This window comes from Streptomyces sp. NPDC005483 (assembly GCF_040606035.1).
GTDB lineage: Bacteria > Actinomycetota > Actinomycetes > Streptomycetales > Streptomycetaceae > Streptomyces.
Genome location: NZ_JBEXEA010000007.1, coordinates 134278 through 157828, shown reverse-complemented (window position 1 = coordinate 157828; position 23551 = coordinate 134278). Strand labels below are relative to the sequence as shown.

Here is a 23551-nt window from a genome sequence, read left to right as displayed (position 1 = left end):
CCCGGTGACCTTCGAGGGGCCGTCGGTGTCCATCCGCCGCGCCGCCCTTCCGCGGACGGCACGGACGGGCTTCCGGGGCCTACACAGACGACTCGCCCCGGCGTTGCCCGGCCGGAGTCCCGGTGGCAGGGGACTCGGTGTCCCCGGGTCAATCCGCCGAGCATCGCCGCCCGCACCGGTTTCGCCTCGACGGCCCGGAGCGTGCAGCCACTCGCCAAGACGGCCTGCTGACACGGCACTTACCCCTCGGCGTTAACATCGGGCCACAAAGCGTCGATCCGTGACGCAAGCCACAAGCCACCCAAGGAGTCCGGACACCGATGCCGGTCAAGGTCAGCGTCGTCATCCCCGTCTACAACCCGGGGAACTACATCGAGGACTGCATCGCCTCGCTGCGCAGGCAGTCCCTGCCCCCGGACGAGTTCGAGGCGATCTTCGTCGACGACGGTTCGACCGACGACACGCCGGCACGGCTGGACGCGGTGGCCGCCGAGACCGCGAACTTCAAGGTCATCCACCAGGAGGCCTCGGGCTGGTCCGGCAAGCCGCGCAACGTCGGGATCGCCGCCTCCGAGGGCGAGTTCGTCATGTTCGTCGACAACGACGACTACCTCGGCGACGAGGCCCTGGAGCGGATGTACGACTACGCGGTCGCCAACGGCGCCGACGTGGTCGTGGGCAAGATGGCGGGCAAGGGGCGGGGCGTCCCGGTGGAGCTGTTCCGCCGCAACCACCCGCGTGCCACCGTCGACAACGCCCCGCTGATCGACAGCCTGACACCGCACAAGATGTTCCGGCGGGCCTTCCTCGACCGGATCGGCCTGCGCTTCCCCGAGGGCAGGCGCCGGCTGGAGGACCACGTCTTCGTCACGGAGGCGTATCTGCGCGCGGACAACGTCTCCGTGCTCAGCGACTACGTCTGCTACTACCACCTCAAGCGCGACGACGCCTCCAACGCGGGCTTCCAGCGCTTCGACCCGGTGGGCTACTTCGCGAACCTGCGCGAGGCCCTCGACGTCGTCGAGAAGTACACCGAGCCGGGGCCGACCCGCGACCGGTTGTTCCGCCGCTGGCTGCGCAACGAGATGGTCGAGCGGATGCGCGGGAAGCGGCTGCTCACCGCGCCCGAGGACTACCGCAAGCAGCTCTTCACCGAGATCCGCGGGGTGGTCGTCGAGCGCTTCGGGCCCGGTGTGACGGCCGGCCTCCAGCCCACCCAGCAGGTCGTCGCCGCGCTGATCGCCGACGACCGCCTCGACGACCTGGTCGCGTTCGCCGAGTGGGAGGCCTCCGTCACCTCCCGGGTCGAGCCGGACGGCGTCGAGTGGGAGGAGGGTGTGCTGCGGGTCGGCCTGTCCGCCGAGCTCGCGTCCCGCGGCAAGCCGATGACGTTCCCCGCCGAGGGCAGCGCCGCCCCGCTCACCGAGCCGCCGGCCTCCGTCGAGGAGGCCGTGGACTGGGTCGGCGCCCACAGCGCGGCCGGCTTCAAGCGCGCCACGGTCGATCTGCTGCTGCGGGAACGCGCCAGCTCCGCCCAGTACTTCCAGCCCGTGGAGTTCACCCGGGAGACCGTCCCGGGCGAGGACGGCCGGGTGCGGCTGGTGCTGCGGGGCACGGCAGCCCTGGATCCGGCCACCGCGGCCGACGGCGGCCCCCTCGACGCCGGGCTGTGGGACGTGTTCGTCCGCGTCAAGCTCGGCGGCTGGACCAAGCAGTCCCGGCTGGGCCCGGTCTCGCTCAAGGGGCGTACGGCCGCGGACGCCGGCGTGGCGGGTGGCCGGGTCGTGCTGCCGTACTGGACCGCGAAGCAGGGCACCCTCGCCCTGGATGTCGACACCGCGGGCGAGCGCCTGGACCTCGGGCGGGTCACGCCCGGGGAGGTCACGGTCACCGGTGACCGCGTCGAGGTGCCGGTGCCGTTCCACGTGCCCGGTGACACGCCGGTGCTGCTCAGGCTCACCCGTGGTTCCGGTGCCGCGCCCGCGAAGGTGCCCGGCACACTGCGTCCCCAAGGCTCCGCGGCCCTTCTGGAGGCGGTGCTGCCGGTCGGCGACCTGACCGGAGGGGACTGGCGGGTCGCGCTGAGCCCGGCGCCCGGCGCCGAGGAGCCGCGCTTCCATCCGCTGCCGTTCGCGCTGCGGGTCAAGGGGGGCCGGGTCGAGGTCGTGGCCGTGCGCGCGCCCCGGCCCGCGGTCGGTCAGCGGCTGGTCCGCAGGGCGAGGCGGCTGGCCGGGAGGCTGGTCGGCCCGCTCAGGGCACGCGCCAGGTAGAAACAGATCCGGGGAGGACGCCGACGCGTCCTCCCCGGCTCACCGCGCGTCACTCAGCCGGCGTCGCTGAGCTGCTTCAGACTGGTGCGCAGGTGCTCCCAGCTGCGGTCCCGCTTGCTGCCGCGGTTGCGGGCGTTCACCAGCGCCTTCCAGAAGGCGGCGTCGATCAGCGTCTCGGGCTTGATCGCCACGGTCCGCTCAAGCACCGTCTCGGGCACCTTCTGCGGGTCGGGGACCACGTACTCCGCGATGATCTCGTCGTACTTGTCCTTGAGCACCGTGTTGGTCGGGTCCGCGCCGAAGACCACGAGCTGCCCGGTGGGCTCGGTGTCGACCAGAACCGTCACCAGGTCGGGCCGGTAGCGGTTCAGGACCTCGATCACCTTGTAGACGTCACCGGTCCAGGCGTTGGTGTGCCGGTCGCGGGCGGCCTCGTCCACGTTGCGCGGGAGCATGTCGTCGAAGACGATCACGCTGGCCCAGTCCGAGTACTTCTCGACGTTGATGAAGTCGCGCAGCGCGTACTCGAACAGGTGCATGCCGTCGATGAACGCCAGGTCGAGCGTGACGTCCTTCCAGTAGCCGAACGGGCTGCGGTTGCGGACGATGTTGCGCAGCGGGTGGCGGCCGCCCTTGAGGTGCTGCAGCGGGTTGTCGCGCGCGAAGAAGTCGTCGCTGGTGGCCTTCGCCAGATGGACGTCGCAGCGGATCTCGGAGACCACCTTGAACGCCGGGTCGATCGCGATGCTGGGTACCCGGGAGAACGTCAGGCTGCGGCCGTCGTTGACGCCGATCTCCAGGTAGTTGCGGTTCGCGCTGGCTTTGTGGAGCCCCCGCAGGAACTCGTGACGTTTCACTGGGAAATCTCCTTGCGGATGTGTGGCAGTGCTTCGTGCAGGGCGGACCGCCGGTCCCGGCGCGAGGCCGGCGCGGCCCCCGCCCACCGGTCGTGCCCGAGGGCACCGGAGGCGGGGCGTGGTGCGGGCCCGTGGAAGGCCCCGCTGCTGGTGGGGTCGGCCCGGCCAGGGTCGACCGAGGTGCCGGAACACTCCCCGCACCGGTCCGTACCGGCTGCCCGTGCCGGAACCGGTTCCGTGGAACATACCTGCTGTGAGCCCCCTATGACAGGACTTCGCGCCGAGGAGCATGATCCCGAGGGAAAGGGCTTGCAAAGTCCGGTACGACGGAAGGTGGCCCTCCGGGTGAGGGGCGCGGTGCCGGGCTCGCCGGAGTGGGCGTGGCCGGCGGCGAGGTGGCTCGTGAACGCACCCGCGCCGTGCTGCGGTCTCCGCGGACGGGGTGACGGGTCCGGGACGCGCACTGGTGCCGGGGGGCGAGAGTGAATCTCCGACTCGGCCCGCCCACACGGATCGACGGCGCCCACGGCGTCCTGGATCGACGGTACGAACAGGTACGCGCCGACGAGGGTGAGGCCGCTCCCGGGCTGTTCCGGCTTCTCCTCCAGGCCGAATGCCTGGGCGCCGGAACGGCCGCCGACAAAGGCAGGGCCGCTGCGGAAGTCTGCGACGAAGGTGCTCCCCGGGCGGCACTCGGATCGGTCGCCGACGGCTTCCCGGATCTCCGCGGCGGTGTCACCGGTGAGGGATTCCGGGCCGTGGAGCAGCACAGCCTTGTCGGCGACGGGCACCGGTGGTCGTTCGGCCGGGGTGTGCGTGCTCGGCCGCGACCGGGTACCGGCCCCGCCGGACAGCACGAGAGCCTTCATCTGCGTCACCATAGCCCGGCCCCGGAGGAACCGGCCATGGCAGGGGGGGTTGCCCGGGGGTGGTGTGGCGTGGAGGCTCAGTCCTCGCCGCGGAAGATGTTGCCCTCCCCCATGCCTGCCGTGGTGGCTACGACGCGGTCATCGACCGCGGGCAGGCAGGTCCGCAGGTCTCCCTTGCCGTGCAGGCGGCGGGCCCTGGACCAGCCCGTCTCGGGCCGGCGTGCGACGGGTTTCTCAACGGTCTGCGGGGTCACGGCGGTTCACCGTCCTTCCATGCTGCCCTCCGGGTCCCCCGGTGGGCGCGGGGCAAACGGACCGGGTGGCCCGTCAGCCCGTCGCCCCCGCACACACTTTCGCCATGGATCCGAGGCACCGGAACTTGACGGCGCGCCGAACCGGCCTGCCCCGCTCAGGTGTTGGGCCGTGCCACGCTGATGTCGCCCAGGGCCGAACCGGGATCGCGTTCCATGGCCGTGTCGCCGAGGGAGACGATGCCGACGGCGTGGCCGTGGTCGACGACCGGGATCCGGCGCACGGCGCGCTCACGCATGAGCTCGATCGCGTGGTCCAGGTCGTCCTCGGGCGTGACGGTCACCAGGTCGTCGCTGCACGCTCCGGCCACGGTGGTCCGTCCGGGGTCGCCGCCCTCGGCAAGGGAGCGCACAACGAGGTCGCGGTCGGTGACCAGACCGCGCAGTTCGTCGCCGTCGGTGACCAGGACGGCGCCGAGGTCCTGGTCGCGCATGAGCCTGGCGACGTCCGTCACGGAGGTCTGCGGTTCCACGCTGACCGGGGCGCTGGTCATGATGTCGCTGACGTGCTGAGTCATGACGTACCTCTCTGCTGCGGGAATGGTCCGCTCCGGGTACCCCTCCTCAGTCGTCCAGAGCGATCTCGCTCCACACCTGTTTGCCGCCGCTGACCGGCACGCTGCCCCAGGCCGCCGACACGGCCTCGACGAGGAGGATGCCGCGTCCTCCGGTGGCCTCCCAGCCGATGTTGGTGGGCTTGGCAGGGGTGCGGGGCGAGGCGTCGGCGACGGAGACCCGCAGCCGCCTGCCGACGAGGGTGAGGTCGAGGCGGACCTGGCCGCCGGTGTGCACGAGGGCGTTGGTGACGAGTTCGGAGACGACGAGCAGGGCGGTGTCCATGGCGTCCGCGGGGACGCCCCAGACCCGCAGGGTGCGCCGGGTGAAGCGGCGGGCGTGCCGGGCGGCCTCGGGGACCCGCCAGACGGTCCAGGTCTCCCGGAGCGGCTGGGTGGTCATGCCGTCGTAGCGCAGCAGGAGCAGGGCGACGTCGTCGCTGCGGCGGGCACCGCCGAGCAGGACGTCCGCGACGAGGCCGAGGTGGGACGGGTCGGAGAGGGACAGTCCGTGGGCGAAGTGGTCCATGCCCTCGTCGATGTCGGCCTCGGTGGACTCGACGAGACCGTCGGTGGTCAGGGCGACGAGGGTGCCGGGCCGCAGCCGGAGCGGGGTCATCGGGAAGTCGGCCTGGGCGACCACGCCGAGCGGGGGGCCGCCGTCGCTCTCGACGATCTCCGTGGCGCCGTCGGGATGGCGCAGCACCGGCGGCAGATGCCCGGCGCGCACACACCAGGCGGTGCCCTCCTCCATGTCGAGGTCCACATAGGTGCAGGTGACGAAGAGGTCGGTCTCCAGGTCCATGAGGAGCCGGTTGGCGTGGGCGACGACGACGTCCGGGGGGTGGCCCTCGACGGCGTAGGCGCGCAGGGCGGTGCGCATCTGGCCCATGAGGGTCGCGGCGGCGGCGCTGTGGCCCTGGACGTCGCCGATGACCAGGGCGACGTGGTTGTCGGGCAGCGGGATCACGTCGTACCAGTCGCCGCCGAGCTCCAGGCCCGCGGTGCTGGGCAGATAGCGGGCCACGGCGATCGCGCCGGGCAGTTTGGGCAGGCGGCGGGGCAGCAGCTGGCGCTGGAGCATGCCGACGAGTTCGTGCTCGGCGTCGAGGGCGTGGGCGCGCATCAGGGCCTGTCCGGCGAGGCCCGCGGAGGCGGTGAGGAGGGCGCGTTCGTCGGGGTCGAAGTGGTGCGGGGCGTCCCAGCCGATGAGACACGCGCCCGCCATACGGCCGGCGGCGGGCAACGGCAGGACGGCGAGGCCTCCCGGGCCGACGTCGGCGAGAGCGGGTTCGAGGACGGTGCCGGCCGGCCAGATCTGGGCGCGGCCCTCGCGCAGGGCGGTGGCCAGGGTGGGCATGGCCCGTACGGGTGCCTCGGGCCACTCGCTGCGCCACTCCAGGCGCCACAGCTCGGGCCATGACTCCGGTTGGGGCGGGTCGAGGACGGTGACGACGAGCCGGTCGTTCTCCAGCTCGGCGAGGGCGATGCGGTCGGCCCTGAGCGGGGCGCGGAGGGCGGAGACGACGGCCTGGCTGACGTCGCGGACCGTGCCCGCCATGGCGAGGGCGGCGGCCAGGCGCTGGACCCGGGCCACGTCGGTGACGTCGGAGCGCAGGGTGGAGGCGTCGGCGACGGTGCCGACGAGCCGGGCGGGAGTGCCCTCGCCGCCCGCCAGCGTGCGGCCCCGCAGCCTGAGCCACTTGGGCGGCCCCGAGGGCTGGAGGATGCGGAACTCCAGTTCACGGTCGCCGATGGACATGTGACCGGCCTCGAACAGGGACATCAGCGAGGGCAGGTCCTCGGGGACGGTCAGGCCGAGCAGGGTCTCGATCTTGCCGTCGAAGGCGGCCCGGGTCATACCGAACAGCTCCAGGATCCCGTCACCGACCTCGACCCTGCCGGTGTCGATGGCGAGGCTGAACGCGTGGGAGCCCAGTTCCGCGCCGTCCGGGGCGACCACGGCGACGGGGCAGACGATCGCGTCGGCGATCAGTTCGAGGCACTTGCGGTCCTCGTCGCCGAATCCGTGCGGGTCCTCGCCGACGGCGACGAGGCAGGCCCGGCCGTCGTCGCCGTGCGCGGGCAGCACGGCCAGATGGAAGTCCCGCCGGGCCACCCTGCGGGACTCGGCCCAGGCGGCGAGTTCCTCCGGGCCGAGGAAGACCGGCCGACCGGAGCGGTGCGCCTCGGCGGGCGGGGAGCCACCGGAACCCGGATAGCTGTCGCGTAGCCCGTAGACCGTCCGGGGGACGCCCACCGACTCGACGAGACACAGCACGTCCCCGTCCTCGCCGGGCGTGTACACGGCCGCGAGTGTCGCCCCTGCGAAGACGAGCGCCTGTTCGAGGACACGGCGCAGTCTTTCCTGCGATGCGGGACCGTCCGTGAGCGAGGTCAGAGCGCTTTCCGCACGCAGCGTTCTCGCTCCGCGTCCCGCAGCGCCCTCACTCACCACGTTCGCCATTAGAGCGCTAATACGGCACGTGCGCAGCCCCTGAGAGCGTGCGTGGAGCAGCCGAGGCGGCTGTGCTCGAAACCTCTCGAACAATTCTTGACGCATGCGTTTCGCACGGTGATCTCGTGACAGCCGTGACTGTCCGTGACCACCGCCCCGCTGGAAGGCTCTGTGGTGGGCCAAGGAGGGGGACGCATGGACAAGCGCTACGAGGTGTACGCGCTCGCCGACAGACACTTCTACGAGACGCCCGACCGGATCTCGGCCGGTGCGGCACCCGTCTACGAGACGGCGCGCCGCGCGGTGCCGGACGGCTGGGACGCGGCACGCATCGGTGACTGGCTGACACTGACGCCGCTCGGCGCGGACGGGAAGCCGGCGCCGGGCCCGTCGCAGGGCTGGAAGATCCACGCCTCGGCCACCCGGGCGAACGCGGAGCGGATCGCCGCGATCGTGTGGGACTACTGCGTGCCCCGGCGCATCTCGTTCAAGTTCGTGCCCGGCCCGCATCTGCTGCACCTGCGCAACACCAAGTACGCGGCCCGCGACACCAGCGGCAAGTTCGTCACGATCTACCCGGCCGACGAGGAGCAGCTGCACGAGGTGCTCCGTGAGCTGGGCAAGCTCCTGGAGGGCCTCGAGGGGCCGTACATCCTCACCGATCTGCGCTGGTACGAGGGTCCGCTCTACGTCCGCTACGGCGCGTTCGCGCGCACCTTCGTCGTGGACGACCGGGGGTCGCTGGTGCCGGCGGTGCGGGACGGCGAGGGCACGCTGGTGCCGGACCGGCGGGCGCCGTCCTTCCAGGTGCCCGACTGGGTGACGCTGCCGGACTTCCTGGAGCCGCATCTTCAGGCGCGCAACACCACGACGGTCGGTGAGCTGCCGTACAAGATCGAGAAGGCGCTGCACTTCTCCAACGGCGGCGGGGTCTACACGGGCACCGACACCCGGAACGGGCGCAAGGTCGTCCTCAAGGAGGGCCGGCCGCACGCCGGGCTGGCCGCCGACGGGGCGGACGCCATCGCGCGTCTGGAGCGGGAGAAGGACGCCCTGGAGCAGGTCGCGGGGACGGGTGTGGTGCCCGAGGTGCGGGACTGGTTCACCCTCGGTGACCACCGGTTCCTCGTCATGGACTTCCTGGAGGGGCGCCCGCTGAACTCGTTCTTCGCCGAGCGGCATCCGCTGCTCGGCCCGGACCCCGATCCGCAGGCGGTCGCCGACTACACGGCATGGGCCGTGCGTATCCACGGGGCCGTCGAGCGGGCAGTGGAGGCGGTGCACGCGCGCGGGATCGTCTTCAACGACCTGCACGTCTTCAACATCATGGTCGGCCCCGACGAGGAGTCGGTCTCCCTGCTCGACTTCGAGGCGGCCGCGCCGGTCGAGGAGAACGGCCGCCAGGTGGTCGCCCACCCCGGCTTCTTCGCGCCGCCGGACCGCAAGGGCATCGACGTCGACCGCTACGCCCTGGCCTGTCTGCGGATCGCCCTGTTCCTGCCGGTGACCACGCTGTTCGTGGTGGACCGGGGGAAGGCGGCCCACCTCGCCGAGGTGATTCGGCGTCAGTTCCCTGACGTGCCGAAGGAGTTCCTCGACGAGGCGGTCGCGGAGATCACCCGGGACACCGCCACGGCCACCGGTGGCGGGCGTACGGCCCCGAAGGCGGCGCCGTCCTTCGTCGAACCCGGCGACTGGCCCTACAGCCGTGACTCCATGGTCAAGGCGCTCCTCGCCTCGGCCACCCCGGAGCGCGAGGACCGGCTCTTCCCCGGTGACATCACTCAGTTCAACGACGGCGGCGGCCTCGGGCTCGCGCACGGTGCGGCCGGGGTGCTGTACGCGCTGGACGCGGTGGGCGCGGAGCGGTACGAGGAGGGCGAGCGCTGGCTCCTGGCCCGCACCGCACCCCCGCCCGCGGGCACACCCCTCGGCCTCTACGACGGTCTCGCGGGCGTCGCGCACGTCCTGGACCGGCTCGGCCACCGGCAGCGCGCCCTCGACCTGGTCGAGCGGGTCCTCGCGGAACGCTGGCAGAACCTCGCCGCCGACCTGCACGGCGGCCTGGCCGGACTCGGCCTGGTCCTCGGCGAACTGGCCCGCACGACCGGCGAGTCGGAGCTGCGTGAGCGTGCCGCCGAGGCCGCCGACGTCCTCGTACGACGACTCGCGCAGCCCCTCGCGGACACTCCGAAGCGGCGCCGGGCCGGGCTGCTGCGAGGCTGGACCGGGCCCGCGCTGTTCCTGCTGCGGCAGTACGAACACACCGGTGAGCCCCTGCTGTTGAGGGCGGCCGAAGTGGCGTTGCGCAGGGACCTGGAGTGCTGCGTGACGCACCCGGGCGGCTCGCTGGAGGTCGACGAGGGCTGGCGGACGCTGCCCTACCTCGGTGAGGGAAGCGCCGGCATCGGGCTGGTGCTGGACGACTACCTCGCCCAAGGCGTCGACACCGAGGGCGAGTTCGAGCGGGCGCGCGCCGGGGTGCTGACCGCCGCCACCAGCCGCTTCTACGTCCAGCCCGGTCTCTTCCAGGGCCGTGCCGGGATGATCCTGCACCTCGCGCGCACCGACACCCCCGGCGCGACCCGTGAGCGGCTCGCCGAACAGATCGACGGGCTCGGCTGGTTCTCCATGGACTACCAGGGCCAACTGGCCTTCCCCGGCCACCAGATGATGCGGCTGTCGATGGACCTGGGCACCGGAACGGCCGGGTGCCTGCTCGCGCTCGGCGCGGCCCACGCGGCCCCCGGCGACCCGACCACCGCGCACCTGCCGTTCCTGCCGCCGCTTCGGCGGCCCCCGATACGCGGTTCCGCGATGTGACGGAGCCGTGACCCAACCCCGTCCCCACGGGTGGACGACACCGAGGAAAGGAAACCGAGATGGCACTTCTCGACCTGCAGACGATGGAGTCCGACGAGCACACCGGCGGCGGCGGCAACAGCACCCTGAGCCTGCTGTCCTGCGTCAGCGCCGCGAGCGTCACGCTCTGTCTCTGACAGGCACCGTGCGCCCATGACTCCGGGCGGTCCACTCCCCGCGAGGGAGGGACCGCCCAGGGTTCTGCACACCTCGGGAAGGCCGCCGTATGACGACTCGCACCTCGCCGCCGGCCACGCACGGTCTCCTGGGTCCGGCTCCCGCCCGCTGTCTGGCCCTGTGCCTGGTGAGCACGGCGTCGACCGGCGCCGGACTGCTGCTTCCCGCGGCCCTCGGCCGCACCCTGGATCTGCTGCTGGCGCAGGCACCCGCGACCCGCTGGGTCCTCTGCTGCGCCGCACTGGTCCTCCTCATCGCCCTGCTCGACGCCGCGGAGACCGTCCTCGGCGCCACCCTCGACGCCCGTACCACCGCCTGGCTGCGCCGCCGCCTCGCCCGGCACGTCCTGGCCGTGGGCCCGCGCGCCACCGCCCGCTTCGGGCCCGGAGACCTCGTCGCCCGCCTCGTCGGCAACGCCGCACAGGCCGGCACCGCGCCGACCGCCCGCGCCGCCCTGCTCGCCGCGCTCGCCGGACCGGTCGGCGCCGTGGTGGCCCTCGGCCTCATCTCCCCCTGGCTGGCGGCCGTGTTCCTGGCCGGAGCGCCGGTGCTCGCCCTGCTGCTGCGCGCCTTCGCCCGGGACACCCGGGAGTGCGTGACGCGCTACCAGGAGGTCCAGGGGCGGATCGCGCAGGCCCTCTCGGAGGCCGTCGGCGGACACCGCACCATCCGGGCCGCGGGCACCGAGGACCGGGAGACGGCCCGCATCCTGCGCCCGCTGCCCGAACTGTCCGAGGCCGGTCACCGCATGTGGCGGGTTCAGGGCCGGGCCTCGGGGCAGTCCGTCGCCGTGGCACCGCTGCTCCAGCTCGGGGTCGTCGCCGTGGCCGGGGTCCTGCTCGCCCGGCACCGGGTCACGGTGGGCGAGGTCCTCGCCGCCTCCCGTTACGCGGTCCTCGCGACCGGCGTCGGCGTGCTGGTGGGCCAGCTCGGCGGCCTGGCCCGGGCTCGGGCGGCGGCCGGACGCCTGGACGAGGTCCACGCGGAACCCGCCGTCGCCCACGGCGAACGCCGGCTGCCGCCCGGTCCGGGGCGGCTCGAACTGCGCGGCGTCATCGCGCGGCGCGGCGCACGTGCCGTCCTCGACGGGGTCGACCTCGTCGTACCGGGCGGGACGACGCTCGCGGTGGTGGGCCGGTCGGGGGCGGGCAAGTCGCTGCTCGCCGCGGTCGCCGGGCGGCTCGCCGAGCCGGACGCCGGGGAGGTCCTGCTCGACGGGGTGCCGTTGCGCGAGCTGACCCACGACGAACTGCGCCGTTCGATCGGCTACGCCTTCGAACGGCCCGCCCTGCTCGGCGGCACCGTCGAGGAGGAGATCGGCCTCGCCCTCCCGTCCCCCTCCCCCGCCCGCGTGCGGGCGGCCGCCCGCACGGCCCACGCGGACGACTTCGTGCGCCGGCTGCCCGACGGTTACGACACCCTCGTCGACGATGCCCCACGCTCCGGCGGCGAGTCCCAACGGCTGGGCCTCGCGCGGGCGTTCGCCCACGGTGGCCGTCTGCTCGTCCTCGACGACGCCCTCTCCAGCCTCGACACGGTCACCGAGGCGCGCATCGCCGAGGCCCTGGTGAGCGGCGGAGCGGGCGGCACCCGCCTGCTCGTCGCCCACCGCGCCGCGACGGCGGCCCGCGCGGACGCGGTGGCCTGGCTGGACGGGGGGCGGGTGCGGGCGGTGGGACCGCACGAGGAGCTGTGGCGGTCGGCGGAGTACCGGGCGGTGTTCGGGGGCCGGGCGGAGGGGGCGGACGCCTCGGACGGGGGGCTGTCATGAGCGACGGCTCGGCGTGGCGGCGCGGGATCCACGGGCGCGGTCTGCGGTTCCTGCGGGCCCGGTGGCGGGTGCTCGTGCGGCTCGGCGGGTGGTCCGTGCTGGAGACCGGGCAGACCTTCCTCACCGGGTACGCGCCCGCCCGCGCCCTGGACGAGGGGTTTCTGGCCGGGCGGCCCGGCGTGGGCCTCGGATGGCTCGGGGTGGCCGGGATCGGGGTGCTCGTCGGCGCGTGGGGGACGGTGCGGGTGTACGCCGCCGTCGCCGCGCTGGTCGAGCCGCTGCGGGACGCCCTGGTCGCGCGGGTGGTGGAGCGCGGGGTGCGGGAGGCGGACACGGGGGCGCTGTCCGGGCTGACCCAGCAGGTCGAGATCGCGCGGGACACGTTCGCCGGACTGGTGATGGTGTCGCGTTCGTTCGTGTTCACGGCCGTCGGCGCCGCTGTCGGACTGGCCTCGCTGGACCCGTTGCTCCTGCTGGTCGTGGGTCCGCCACTGGCCGCCGGACTGGGGCTGTTCGCGGCCACCCTGCGACCGTTGGCCCGCCGCCAGGAGGAGTTCCTGGTCGCCGACGAGTCACTGGCCGACGGTCTCGGCAGGGTCTGCCCGGGGCTGCGGGACATCACGGCGGCCGGTGCGGAGGACCGGGTCGCCGCCGACACGGGCCGACTTGTCGACACCGAGCAGCGGGCCGCGTACTCCCTCGCCCGCTGGTCCGTGCTGCGCGTGGCCTCCCTCGCCCTCGGCGGCCAGTTCCCGATCGTCCTCCTCCTCGCCTGCGCCCCCTGGCTCCTGGCCCGCGGCGTCACCACGGGCGCCCTGGTCGGCGCCCTCGCCTACGTCACCCAGTCCCTGCTCCCCGCCCTGCGCAACCTGGTCCACGGCCTGGGCACGAGCGGCTCCCGGCTGGTGGTGGTCCTACGGCGACTGGTCCGCGAGCCGGGCGCCGAGGGGTCGGCCGTACGGACGGAACACGGCGTCCATCCTCACCCCAGCCGCACCGACGCCACCCGGCCGGGCGACGGGACGGTCCCCGTGGCCCACGCCACCGCCGTAACCACACGCGTCCCCGCAGAACCGCACGCCCCCACCGACGAACACCCCGACGCCACCCGCCCGGACGGCCCCAGGCACCCCCAGACCCACGACCCCGCCGAAGCCACACACGTCCCCGCAGAACCGCACGCCCCCACCGACGAACACCCCGACGCCACCGACCCGGACGGCCCCAGGCACCCCCAGGCCCACGACCCCGCCGAAGCCACACACGTCCCCGCAGAACCGGACGCCCCCACCGACAAACACCCCGACGCCACCGACCCGGACGGCCCCAGGCACCCCCAGGCCCACGACCCCGCCGTAACCGCACACACTCCCGCCCAGCCGGACGCCCCCGCCGACGACCACGCGGGGGCTAGGCCCGCCGATCGGTCTGCCCAGCCGGGACACCGGCCCGGTCCACGCGTCTCGGCAGGGGCCCACGATTGCGGCACCTGCCCCGCCGACGCCGGCGCCCCGGCCGGCAGCGCACACCACACGACGTACCGCGCCTGCCCCCGCCACCCCACCGACGCCCTCTCCCTCACCGACGTCTCCGTCGCCTACGGCCCCGCCGCCACCCCCGTCGTCGACCACCTCGACCTCGCCGTCGCACCCGGCGCCCACCTGGCCGTCGTAGGCCCCAGCGGGATCGGGAAGTCCACGCTCACCGCCCTGATCGCGGGGCTGCTCCACCCCACCGGTGGCAGGATCCGGCTCTGCGGGCGTCCCGTCCCCTCCCCCGCCGCGGCCGCGCTGCGCGTGCTCATTCCGCAGGAGGCGTACGTCCACACCGGCACCCTCGCCGAGAACCTCGGGCACCTGCGGCCCGATCCGGTGCCCGAGCCGGAGCTGCTCGCGGCGGCCGAGGCCGTCGGGCTCACCCCGCTCCTCGAAGCGCTCGGCGGGCCGCGGGCAGCCGTGGACCCGGCCGCCCTCTCCGCCGGTGAGCGGCAGCTCGTCGCGCTGACCCGGGCCTATCTGTCGTACGCCCCCCTGGTCCTGCTCGACGAGGCGACCTGCCATCTGGACCCGGGGGCCGAGGAGCGTGCCGAGCGGGCCTTCGCGAACCGGCCCGGCACCACCCTGGTGGTCGTCGCCCACCGGATCAGCTCGGCCCGCCGTGCCGGCCGCGTGCTGCTGATGGACGGCCCGCGCACGGCGTACGGCACGCATGCCGAGCTGGTCCGCGACTCACCCGCGTACCGCGAACTCGTGGGCGGCTGGACGGCCGTGCCCCCCGACCGGTCAGAGCCAGCCCTGCCCCTGCGAGATCCGGATCGCGTCGATGCGGTTGCGGGCCCCGGTCTTGCGGGTGATCGCGGCCATGTAGTTGCGCACGGTCCCGTGGGACAGGCACAGGCTCCCCGCGATCTCCGCGATGGAGGCACCCTCGGCCGCGAGGGATAACACGCTCAGCTCCCGTCGGGTCAGCGGCATCTCGGCCGCCTGCAGGAAGCCGAAGCCCAGCGAGTCATCGACGAAACGTTTCCCCTCGGCGACACGGCGGATTCCGCGCACGAGCCGCTCCGGCGCCGCGCCGTCCTTGTCGACGTAGCCGAGGGCTCCCGCCTCGACGGCCCGCTTCAGCAGCCCCGGGCGGTTGGGGCTGGCCATCACCAGAAGGCGCGGCGCGCTCCGGTCCGGCTCGGGCAGGGATAACTCCCCCAGCGGCGGGATGCCGTACGCGTCCGAGCACTCGAGGTCGGCCGCGCAGACGTCGGGACGGACGGATCGCAGACGGCTGGGCGCGGTGTGCCACGGGGTGTCGAACACCCCGAGGTCGGGTTCCCGGCGGAGCCACTCCGCCAGGGCCGATCTCACCAGACACGCGTCGTGCACCAGAAGCACCCGGATCACTGCTCGTCCCCCTCGACTCGCCTATTTGTTTCCGTGGCATGAACGCGTGCCCCATTGTTCGGGTCCCGGACCGCCCTCGGGCGCGGAGAATCGGCCATCGGGGTGCGCGGGGGCGCACGAGCGGCGCCCGCGTGCCGTGGCGCGCTTCGACTGTGGGGGCATGGTCCGGGGCCATGGGGGTACGGGAGTGTCCTCGCCGTCGCGTGGGTACCCGTGTGCCCGTACACGGGTACGTTCGCCGTGCGGGACGGGCCGTGAGGGAGGAGATTTGATCCCTGGGGGCCCGGCACGCGACAGCGGGCCGCGCTCCTTCCGGGACGCGCCCGTGCGAGGAGGTGGTTGGCGTGTCCGACGGGCATAGGTCCGCCCCGGCGCCGGCGGGCGCCAGGACCCGGGTGGGGCGGCCGCTCCTCTCCCTCGCGCTGGCGTCGATGATGGACGAGGTGCACGCCCATTCCGGCGCGGTGTACCTCATGGCCGCCGACGAACCCGTGCTGCAGATGGCGGTGATGGCGGGCCTGCCGCGGGCGTTCGCGGCGCCCTGGGAGCGGGTGGGGCTGAGCGCGCCGATCCCGGTGGCGGAGGCGGTGCGGGAGCGGCGGCTGGTGTGGGTGGGCGGCGAGCACGAGATGGCGCGCCGCTTTCCGCGGATCGCCGTGGTGCTGCCGTATCCCTTCGCGCTGGCCGCGGTACCGGTGGCGACGGCGTCCAAGGTGTACGGCGCGGTCTTCGTGACCTGGCCCGGTTCGCATCCGCCGGACCTGTCCGACCGGGAGAGGGACCATCTGAGCGCGTCCTGCGGGCGGCTCGCGGTACGGCTGGAGCGGGCGGTGGAGGACAGCCTGGCCCCGTACGCCGAACCTGATCTGCTGGCCGCGTCCCAGGTCGGCGGCGCGGCCGGGACGCTGGGCACGGTGGAGGCGGCGCGGATGGTGGCGAGGCTGCCGTACGGACTGTGCTCGCTCGATCTGCACGGGCGGATCTCCTTCGCCAACGCCGCGGCGGCCGAGCTGATCGGCATCCCGGTCTCCCGTCTGCTGGGCTCGCAGCTGTGGGCGGCGGTGCCCTGGCTCAACGACCCGGTCTACGAGGACCGTTACCGGGCCGCGCTGCTCAGCCAGCACAGCACGTCGTTCCTGGCGCTGCGGCCACCCGTGGACTGGCTGTCGTTCCGGCTGTACCCGAGCACGACCGGGCTGAGCGTCCGGATCAGCCGGGCCCGGGCGGTCGCGGAGCTGGCCCGGGCCGGTCCGCAGCCCGGCGACTCGCCGTCCCGGCTGGTCACGATCTCGCAGGTGCTCAGTCTGGCCGGGGCGCTGACCGAGGCGGTCGGAGTCCAGGACGTGGTGCAGCTGGTGGCGGACGAGATCGCCCCGGCGGTGGGGAGCCAGGCTTTGGTCGTGCTCGGTTCACAGGCGGGACGGCTGCACGTGCTCGGGCACCGCGGGTATCCGGACGCCCAGGTCGTGGAGCGGTTCGACGGGCTGCCGCTGTCCGAACCGACGCCCGGCGCCCATGCCCTGACCACCGGGGTGCCGGCGTTCTTCGAGTCCCGCGAGCAGTTGGAGCGTCTGTATCCGCGGCGCCAACACACCCCCGACGGGTTCGCGGCCTGGGCCTATCTGCCGCTGGTCGCGTCCGGGCGGCCGGTGGGCACCTGTGTGCTTGCGTACGCCGAGCGGCATCCCTTCCCCGCCGACGAACGGGCGGTGCTGACCAGTCTCGGCGGGCTGATCGCGCAGGCCCTGGAGCGGGCCGTCCTGTACGACGCCAAGCACCAGTTGGCGCACGGTCTGCAGGCGGCCCTGCTGCCGCACAGCCTGCCTTCGCTGCCCGGCATCGACGCGGCGGCTCGCTATCTGCCGGCCACGCAGGGCATGGACATCGGCGGCGACTTCTACGACCTGGTACCGGTCGACGGGCTGGCGGCCGCCGTGATCGGGGACGTGCAGGGCCACAACGTGACGGCGGCCGGGTTGATGGGGCAGATCCGCACGGCGGTTCGGGCCTACACGACCGTCGGCCAGCGGCCGGAGGAGGTCATGCGCTCGACCAACCGGCTGCTGATCGACCTCGGCGCCGACCTGCTCGCCAGCTGCCTGTATCTGCGGCTCGATCCGGAGCGGGGGCGGGCGGTCATGGCCCGGGCGGGGCATCCGCCGCCACTGCTCCGACGGCCCGACGGCCGGGTGCGGGTGCTGGATCTGGCGGGGGGCCCGCTGCTGGGTATCGACGGCTCGGCCGTCTATCCGACCACGGAGGTGGATCTCACGCCCGGCTGCGTCCTGGCCCTGTACACCGACGGCCTGATCGAGTCCCCCGGCGTCGACATCGAGGAGGCGCTCATCGAGCTGGGACGGCGGCTCGCCGAGGCCGGTGACCGTCCGCTCGACGAACTGGCCGACGAACTCGTCCGCCGCAGCGCGTCCGCGAGGGAGCGGATCGACGACGTGGCACTGCTGTTGCTGCGTGCGGGCGGCTGAACCGGTGGAACGCGACGGCCCCGCCCGGTGAAACACGCCGGTCCGGCCCTCCCGCCGGAGGGCCGGACCGTTGCACCTCCCGGGCCGGAACCGCGGTGTGGCCGGGAGGTGGTCGTACGGACCGGCGTCGGCAGCGGAGGGTGTGGGGGGCCGCTGCCGACGCGGCCGGTTCAAGGTGTGCTGTGGAACGTCAGTTGTGTGCCTGGCCCGCGGCGTCGCCCGTGGCATCGCCGGCGCCGTTGCCCGTCTCCTGGCCGTTGTCGGCCTGCTCGCCACCGATCACGTCACCGCCGGCCTGCTCGCCGCCGACTTCCTGACCGGCGCCGGCCTCCTCACCGGGGCTCGCGCTGGCGTCGCCACCGGCACCGGCCTCCTCGCCCGCACCGGCCCCGGCGTCGCCACCGGCACCCGCCTCGTCGCCAGCACCAGCACCGGCGTCGCCACCGGCCTGGTCGTCGCCCGCGCCCGCACCGGCACCCGCGCCGCCGGCCGCGTCACCCGCGCCGAGCGTGGCGCCGACCGCCTGAAGAGCGGTGGTCACCGGCTGGAAGAAGGTCTCGCCGCCCACGGTGCAGTCGCCGCTGCCGCCGGAGGTCAGACCGATCGCCGAACCGTCCTGGGTGAACAGCGAGCCGCCGCTGTCGCCGGGCTCGGCGCAGACGTCGGTCTGGATGAGCCCGGTGACGGTGCCCTCGGGGTAGTTGACGGTGGCGTCGAGTCCGAGGACCTGGCCGTCGGCGAGGCCCGTGGTGGAGCCCATCCGGAAGACCTGGGCACCGACCTCGGCGTCCGCGGCCTGGTTGATCGCGACGGTCTGGCCGCCGCCGACGTTGACCTCGCTGGGCGCCACGGTCGCCGGGTCGTCGTACTTGACCAGGGCGAAGTCACCGTCGCCGGGGAAGGTGGCCTGGTCGACGGTGGCGATCGGCTGACCGTCCTGGGTGTCCGACCACTGCTCGGCCGCGACACCGCAGTGACCGGCCGTCAGGAAGGCGGGGCTGCCGTCGCCCGCGGTGACGTTGAAGCCGAGTGAGCAGCGGGCACCGCCGCCGAAGATGGCGTCACCGCCGGACACGAAGGTCTTGAAGGTGCCCGCCGACTTCTTCACGGTCGCCATGTCCGAGCCGAGGCTCTTCACGGTCGACTCGAGGGTGTTCCACTTGTCGCCGGTGACCGTGCTGTCGGCGGTCACGAGGATCTTGTTGGTGCGGGGGTCGACGGCCCAGGCGGTGCCCGGGATGGTCGCCTCCTCCTTCAGCGTCTTCGCGCCGGCCGCCAGTTCGGTGAGGCTGTTCTCGACCTCGCGCACCTTGGCGCCGGCCTTCTTCGCCTGCACGACGACGTTGTTGTCGCCGGATACGACGTTCACGACGAGCTGTTGGCTGTCGGAGTCGTAGTAGGACCCGGCGAAGGCGTCACCCAGCAACTTCTCGAGCTGCGAGGCGAGGTCCGAGGCGTCCGTCGCCTTCAGAGTCTTCGGCGCAATGGCCGCCGCGTCGTTCGACGAACCGTCCTGGGACGCGTTGGCGTTGGGCAGCAGAATCGCGGCCGCTCCGAGCGCCACCACAGTGCCTGCCGCAAATGCGGCCTTGCGCTTCGGAATTCGCTTGTGACTCAAACTTCTCGACCTCCTGGGGGGACCGGAGTCTTGTGACCGCCGTGCGGCAGTCGGTTGTTCGGGGCGCCTGGATGGCCATGGGTACGCACGGTGTGCGCGGGGCGTTCAATGCCGTTTCTTTACGCGCCGATTGCCAGGCCGATTCGGCCACGGGCCGCGCCGGGCCGACAACGGGCGGGAACAATCCCCCATATGGCGATGACGCCCGCCGAAGCCGACAAGATCCTCGTCGATGACTTCGCCCCTTGGGTCCTCGGCCTCCGTCTGATGGTCGAGACACTCGGCGAGGACCAAGCGGTCCTGCGTCTGCCCTGGTCACAGCGGTTGGCCCGGGAGGGTGGCGCGCTGTCGGGCCAGGCCCTGACGGCCGCCGCCGACTCCGCCACCGTGATCGCCGTCCCGGCGACCCAGGGCGCCTACGAACGGATGACGACGGTGCGGCAGTCCACCGGCTTTCAGCGGGCGGTGACCGGTTCGGATGTCCTGATCAAGGCGGTCGTCACCAAGCCGGGCCGCCGCATGGTGTTCACCGACATCCGCACACCTCCAGGCTGACACGCTCAGCAAGGGGTCGGTAACGGTCGGTCGTGGATGCCGACCCGAATCCTCTCTCCAGCGAATCTGCACATCGAATGCGCAACCAAGTCACCGCACGCGGGAGTTCTGCACAAGCGCGGACCGGCGGCCACGTCATTGGCGAGGTGTGTCGCATTCGCCACGCCGACGGCAAGGGCCCCTTCACGCCGCCGTGACGTCACATGTGAAGAAGTCGGCACCACGGCGTGCGCAAGCCTGCACGGATGGAGGCCTCTGTGCCTCAAGTTCCCTGGTGAGACGGGTGGTTAATTGGAAGGGCGGAGCGGCGGCGTGCTTTGATCCATCGCACCGCAAGGCCGACGGACTTCCCGGAAACGGGATCCGGCGCCCTGCGATTGCGGCCGTCATCTGTCCCCAGAGGGGGCCGCTCCCCCCTTGCGAAATACCCATACGAAGGGAAGTTCCATCATGAACTCCACCCCCCAGGTTGAGACCGTCGAGATCTCGGACGCCGACCTCGACAACGTCTCCGGCGGCCTGCAGCTGAACGCCCTCGGCACCGTCACCGGCCTGGTGGACGGCGTTGCCCCGGTTTCCGGCCTGGTCAACACGGCCGTCGGCACGGTCGAGGGTGTGACCGGCCTGAACACCGCCCCGGTCACCGGCCTGGTCGCCGGTCTCTGATCACATTCTCTGTGGTCTGATCACTTTTTTGTGGTCGCCCCCGTCCCGGAGCCGCACACCGGTGGTTCCGGGACTCTTGGGTGCCGTAATCAGGCCGGCTCACGCGAGCCGGTCCTTTCTCGTCGGCAGCGTTCGCACCGTGCGCGGCGTTCGCAGAGTTCGCAGGTGAGGGAAGACCCGTGCAGTTCCGCCAACAGGCCCTCGCCAAGCTCCAGTCACCGGAGGAGCTCGACCTTCCGGTCCGCTTCGCCCGCCCGCAGGGCTGGCTGGTGATGTCGGTGACGGTGGTGGTGATGGCCGCCGCCTCCGTGTGGGCGGTGAACGGCTCGGTCGCCTCCACGGTGAGCGCGCCCGCCATCCTCACGCACGGACAGGGCAGTTACATCCTGCAGAGCCCGGTCGCGGGCCAGGTGACCCAGGTGATCGCCAAGGAGGGCACCCTGCTGCCCGCGAACTCCCCCGTACTGAAGGTCCGTACCTCCGAGGGCGACACCGTCGTCCGCACGGTCGCCGCGGGCCGCCTCACCGCGCTGGCGGCCACCATCGGGCAGATCATCTCGACCGGCGCGAACGTCGCCGCGGTGGAGAAGGTCGCCCACGCCTCCGATCCGATGTACGCCACGGTGTACGTGCAGGCCGAGAACGCGGCCTCCATTCCCGAGAACGCCGCCGTGGACCTGACCGTCTCCTCGGTGCCGACCCAGGAGTACGGCGTGCTGCGCGGCCATGTGAAGTCGGTGGACCGCTCGGCGCAGTCGGCGCAGCAGATCGCCGCGTTCCTCGGGGACAGCCAGCTCGGTGAGCAGTTCACCAAGGACGGCCGGCCGGTCGCCGTCCTGGTGAAGCTGGACAGGTCGAAGGGCACGAAGAGCGGTTACAAGTGGTCGTCCGCGGACGGACCGCCCTTCGCCCTCACCTCCATGACCGTGGCCTCGGGTTCGATCCGGCTGGCCGATCAGCGCCCCGTCGATTGGCTGCTGCCGTGAGCACCGCACAGGACACCCGGAGCAGACGCCGCTCCGCCCCGCCCAAGCGCCCGGTCCCCACGGGGAGGGCGAAGACGGTCCGTACGCCCACCGTCCTGCAGATGGAGGCCGTGGAGTGCGGCGCCGCCTCCCTCGCGATGGTCCTCGGCCACTACGGCAGGCACGTCCCGCTGGAGGAGCTGCGGATCGCCTGCGGTGTCTCCCGGGACGGCTCGCGCGCCAGCAACCTCCTCAAGGCGGCCCGCAGTTACGGTCTGACGGCCAAGGGCATGCAGATGGACACGGCCGCGCTCGCCGAGGTGAAGACCCCGGCCGTGCTGTTCTGGGAGTTCAACCACTACGTCGTCTACGACGGCATGGGCCGCCGCTTCGGCCGCCGCGGGGTCTACATCAACGACCCCGGCAAGGGCCGCCGTTTCGTCCCCATGGAGGACTTCGACGGCAGCTTCACCGGTGTCGTGCTGGTGATGGAACCGGGCGAGGACTTCACCCGGGGCGGCCGCAAGCCGGGTGTCCTCGGCGCGATGCCGGCCAGGCTGCGCGGCACCGCGGGCACCATGCCGACGGCGGTCCTGGCGAGCCTGCTGCTGGTGCTGGTCGGCGCGGCCACTCCGGCGCTGAGCCGCACCTACATAGACATGTTCCTGATCGGCGGGCAGACCTCGCTGCTCGGCGTGCTGTTCGCGTCTATGGGGGCCTGCGTGGCCCTCACCCTCGCCCTGACCTGGCTCCAGCAGGCGAACCTGCTGCACGGCCGGATCATCTCCTCGACCCTCTCCAGCGCCCGTTTCCTGCGCCATCTGCTGCGCCTGCCGGTGACGTTCTTCTCCCAGCGCAGCCCGGCCGACCTGGTGCAGCGCCTCCAGTCGAACGACCAGGTGGCCGAGACCCTGGCCCGCGACCTGGCGGCGGCGGGCGTCGACGCCGTGGTCGTGATCCTTTACGCGATCCTGCTCTACACGTATGACCCCCAACTCACCTATGTCGGCATCGGGGTGGCCCTGCTGAACGTGGTGGCCATGCGGGTCGTCATCCGGCTGCGGGCGACCCGTACGGCGAAGCTGCGCGCCGACAGCGCCCGGCTCACCAACACCGCCTACACCGGCCTGCAGTTGATCGAGACGATGAAGGCGACCGGCGGCGAGGACGGCTACTTCCGCAAGTGGGCCGGCCAGCACGCCACCACCCTGGAGGAGCAGCAGCGGCTCGGGGTGCCGAGCGCGTGGCTGGGCGTGGTCGCCCCGATGCTGGCCACCTTCAACAGCGCCCTCATTTTGTGGATCGGCGGTATGCGGGCGATCGAGGGCGGTATCTCGGTCGGTCTGCTGGTCGCCTTCCAGGCCCTGGTCACCCGCTTCACCGCGCCCATCACCCGCCTGAACGGCGTCGCCGGGCGCATCCAGGACTTCGCGGCCGACGTGGCCCGCCTGAAGGACGTGGAGAACTTCAAGGCCGACCCGCTCTACGGCCGTCCCGGCGCCGGCGACTCGACCCGCCGCCTGCACGGACACGTCGAGCTGCAGAACATCACCTTCGGCTACAACCCGCTCGACAAGCCGCTGCTCACCGGCTTCGACCTGACCGTGGGCCCAGGCCAGCAGGTGGCGCTGGTCGGCGGCTCCGGCAGCGGCAAGTCGACCGTCTCCCGGCTGATCTCGGGCCTGTACGCGCCCTGGGAAGGCGTGATCCGTATCGACGGGCAGCGCCTGGACGACATCCCGCGCGGCGCGCTCGCCTCCTCGGTGTCCTTCGTCGACCAGGACGTCTTCCTCTTCGAGGGCTCGGTCCGCGACAACGTCGCGCTGTGGGATCCGTCGATCCCGGACGACGCCGTGGTGGAGGCGCTGCGGGACGCGGCGCTGTACGACGTGGTGATGCGACGGCCCGGCGGCATCCACAGCAGGGTCGAGCAGGACGGCCGCAACTTCTCCGGGGGCCAGCGGCAACGCCTGGAGATCGCGCGGGCGTTGGTCCGCCGGCCCAGCATCCTGGTCCTCGACGAGGTGACCAGCGCGCTGGACGCGGAGACCGAGCAGATCGTCATGGACAACCTGCGCAAGCGCGGCTGCGCCTGTGTCGTGATCGCGCACCGGCTCAGCACCGTGCGCGACAGCGACGAGATCGTCGTACTGCAGCACGGCACGATCGTGGAACGCGGGCGGCACGAGGAGCTGGTGGCGCGCGGCGGCGCGTACGCGGCGCTGGTCAAGGAACGGTGAG

15 protein-coding genes and 1 pseudogene are annotated in these 23551 nt (G+C 72.7%); 10 read left to right on the top strand and 6 right to left on the bottom strand.

The genetic code is table 11. The features are described 5' to 3' along the window. The first annotated feature begins 320 nt into the window (after positions 1-320). The gene (locus tag ABZT06_RS15755; RefSeq protein ID WP_355740448.1) at positions 321-2270 is read left to right on the top strand and encodes a glycosyltransferase family A protein; all 1950 of its coding nucleotides are present in this window, start codon (positions 321-323) and stop codon (positions 2268-2270) included. A gap of 53 nt (positions 2271-2323) precedes the next feature. Here the strand turns inward: ABZT06_RS15755 and ABZT06_RS15750 are convergent, their stop codons facing one another. The 4 genes from ABZT06_RS15750 to ABZT06_RS15735 form a co-directional block, all read right to left on the bottom strand. Continuing rightward, positions 2324-3127, bottom strand: a complete 804-nt coding sequence (locus ABZT06_RS15750) for a class I SAM-dependent methyltransferase (protein WP_355740446.1) — start codon at positions 3125-3127, stop codon at positions 2324-2326. 946 nt (positions 3128-4073) lie between these two features. Next, positions 4074-4250 carry a hypothetical protein gene (locus ABZT06_RS15745; RefSeq protein WP_355740444.1) on the bottom strand — a complete coding sequence of 59 codons (177 nt, stop codon included), beginning with the start codon at positions 4248-4250 and terminating at the stop codon, positions 4074-4076. Between the two features lie 155 nt (positions 4251-4405). After that, positions 4406-4825 carry a CBS domain-containing protein gene (locus tag ABZT06_RS15740; protein WP_355740442.1) on the bottom strand — a complete coding sequence of 140 codons (420 nt, stop codon included), beginning with the start codon at positions 4823-4825 and terminating at the stop codon, positions 4406-4408. A 46-nt stretch (positions 4826-4871) separates the two neighbouring features. After that, positions 4872-7319 carry a SpoIIE family protein phosphatase gene (locus ABZT06_RS15735; protein WP_355740440.1) on the bottom strand — a complete coding sequence of 816 codons (2448 nt, stop codon included), beginning with the start codon at positions 7317-7319 and terminating at the stop codon, positions 4872-4874. A 195-nt stretch (positions 7320-7514) separates the two neighbouring features. On the opposite strand from ABZT06_RS15735, the gene lanKC reads away from it, so the two are divergent. The 4 genes from lanKC to ABZT06_RS15715 all read left to right on the top strand — a co-directional run bounded on the left by lanKC (position 7515) and on the right by ABZT06_RS15715 (position 14573). Next, complete coding sequence (lanKC, locus tag ABZT06_RS15730; protein WP_355740438.1) at positions 7515-10142, top strand: class III lanthionine synthetase LanKC; 2628 nt, start codon at positions 7515-7517, stop codon at positions 10140-10142. 59 nt (positions 10143-10201) lie between these two features. Continuing rightward, positions 10202-10318, top strand: a complete 117-nt coding sequence (locus ABZT06_RS15725) for a SapB/AmfS family lanthipeptide (protein ID WP_020117173.1) — start codon at positions 10202-10204, stop codon at positions 10316-10318. Positions 10319-10407: 89 nt separating this feature from the next. After that, positions 10408-12129 (top strand): ABC transporter ATP-binding protein, encoded by a 1722-nt coding sequence (locus ABZT06_RS15720; protein ID WP_355740435.1) that lies wholly within the window; start codon positions 10408-10410, stop codon positions 12127-12129. Next, positions 12126-14573, top strand: a complete 2448-nt coding sequence (locus ABZT06_RS15715) for an ATP-binding cassette domain-containing protein (RefSeq protein WP_355740433.1) — start codon at positions 12126-12128, stop codon at positions 14571-14573. The genes ABZT06_RS15720 and ABZT06_RS15715 overlap by 4 nt, the downstream gene beginning before the upstream one ends. Here the strand turns inward: ABZT06_RS15715 and ABZT06_RS15710 are convergent. Then, a pseudogene (locus ABZT06_RS15710) lies at positions 14496-14780 on the bottom strand (LuxR C-terminal-related transcriptional regulator); the annotation flags it as partial. The gene ABZT06_RS15715 and the pseudogene ABZT06_RS15710 overlap by 78 nt on opposite strands. Positions 14781-15358: 578 nt before the next feature. Between ABZT06_RS15710 and ABZT06_RS15705 the strand changes: the two are divergent. Next, on the top strand, positions 15359-17506 hold the full coding sequence (locus tag ABZT06_RS15705; protein ID WP_355740431.1) for a SpoIIE family protein phosphatase: 2148 nt from the start codon (positions 15359-15361) through the stop codon (positions 17504-17506). A gap of 190 nt (positions 17507-17696) precedes the next feature. Here the strand turns inward: ABZT06_RS15705 and ABZT06_RS15700 are convergent, their stop codons facing one another. Then, positions 17697-19124 (bottom strand): S1 family peptidase, encoded by a 1428-nt coding sequence (locus ABZT06_RS15700; RefSeq protein ID WP_355740429.1) that lies wholly within the window; start codon positions 19122-19124, stop codon positions 17697-17699. A gap of 192 nt (positions 19125-19316) precedes the next feature. Here ABZT06_RS15700 and ABZT06_RS15695 point away from each other — a divergent pair, with 192 nt between their 5' ends. The 4 genes from ABZT06_RS15695 to ABZT06_RS15680 all read left to right on the top strand — a co-directional run bounded on the left by ABZT06_RS15695 (position 19317) and on the right by ABZT06_RS15680 (position 23550). Further along, positions 19317-19679, top strand: coding sequence for a PaaI family thioesterase (locus ABZT06_RS15695; RefSeq protein WP_355740427.1), 363 nt, complete (start codon positions 19317-19319; stop codon positions 19677-19679). 450 nt (positions 19680-20129) lie between these two features. Then, the gene (locus ABZT06_RS15690) at positions 20130-20345 is read left to right on the top strand and encodes a hypothetical protein (protein ID WP_007386623.1); all 216 of its coding nucleotides are present in this window, start codon (positions 20130-20132) and stop codon (positions 20343-20345) included. A 179-nt stretch (positions 20346-20524) separates the two neighbouring features. Further along, complete coding sequence (locus tag ABZT06_RS15685) at positions 20525-21331, top strand: HlyD family efflux transporter periplasmic adaptor subunit (protein ID WP_355740425.1); 807 nt, start codon at positions 20525-20527, stop codon at positions 21329-21331. Next, the gene (locus tag ABZT06_RS15680; protein WP_355740423.1) at positions 21328-23550 is read left to right on the top strand and encodes an NHLP family bacteriocin export ABC transporter peptidase/permease/ATPase subunit; all 2223 of its coding nucleotides are present in this window, start codon (positions 21328-21330) and stop codon (positions 23548-23550) included. Before ABZT06_RS15685 ends, ABZT06_RS15680 begins: the two co-directional genes overlap by 4 nt. Position 23551 lies beyond the last annotated feature (1 nt).

Bases quoted from the DNA above. Each gene is read 5' to 3' on its own strand.
- ABZT06_RS15755 (WP_355740448.1), top strand. From the start codon at position 321: ATGCCGGTCAAGGTCAGCGTCGTCATCCCCGTCTACAACCCGGGGAAC.
- ABZT06_RS15740 (WP_355740442.1), bottom strand. From the start codon at position 4,825: ATGACTCAGCACGTCAGCGACATCATGACCAGCGCCCCGGTCAGCGTG.
- lanKC (WP_355740438.1), top strand. From the start codon at position 7,515: ATGGACAAGCGCTACGAGGTGTACGCGCTCGCCGACAGACACTTCTAC.
- ABZT06_RS15725 (WP_020117173.1), top strand. From the start codon at position 10,202: ATGGCACTTCTCGACCTGCAGACGATGGAGTCCGACGAGCACACCGGC.
- ABZT06_RS15720 (WP_355740435.1), top strand. From the start codon at position 10,408: ATGACGACTCGCACCTCGCCGCCGGCCACGCACGGTCTCCTGGGTCCG.
- ABZT06_RS15715 (WP_355740433.1), top strand. From the start codon at position 12,126: ATGAGCGACGGCTCGGCGTGGCGGCGCGGGATCCACGGGCGCGGTCTG.
- ABZT06_RS15695 (WP_355740427.1), top strand. From the start codon at position 19,317: ATGGCGATGACGCCCGCCGAAGCCGACAAGATCCTCGTCGATGACTTC.
- ABZT06_RS15690 (WP_007386623.1), top strand. From the start codon at position 20,130: ATGAACTCCACCCCCCAGGTTGAGACCGTCGAGATCTCGGACGCCGAC.